1 protein-coding gene is annotated in these 365 nt (G+C 59.5%); it reads right to left on the reverse strand.

The window, feature by feature from the left end:
• A partial coding sequence (locus SB753_RS35325) for a zinc-binding dehydrogenase (RefSeq protein ID WP_410804713.1) occupies window positions 1-365 on the reverse strand: 365 nt, incomplete at both ends.

Here is a 365-nt window from a genome sequence, read left to right on the forward strand (position 1 = left end):
ACGTTCGCCGATGATTCCATGCGCCGATGGGCATCCGCTGCGCTCGCTAGAGGAAAGGTGCTATCGACGACCGGCTCGAGGCGCCGCCCACCCGAGAACCGATTGAGCCAGTGCTCACGGAAACGTTGCACCATGGCGTGCTTTTCGGCTTGGGCGCGCGACTTCATAACCGTGCCGATAATCTGGATGTGGCGATACAGGATGGTCTCCAGGTCAACACTCACCTCTCCACCCCCGCCCAGAATCCCGACCTGAACCAAACGGCCGCCATGTGCGAGCGAAGCGATATTGCGCGCGAAATACGGCTCGCCCACGAAATCAATCACAATATCGACGCCTTTGCCATCAGTCTCCTGGGCTATGAC

Origin of the sequence: Paraburkholderia sp. SIMBA_053 (assembly GCF_046534895.1) — a bacterium.
Lineage (GTDB): Bacteria > Pseudomonadota > Gammaproteobacteria > Burkholderiales > Burkholderiaceae > Paraburkholderia > Paraburkholderia caledonica.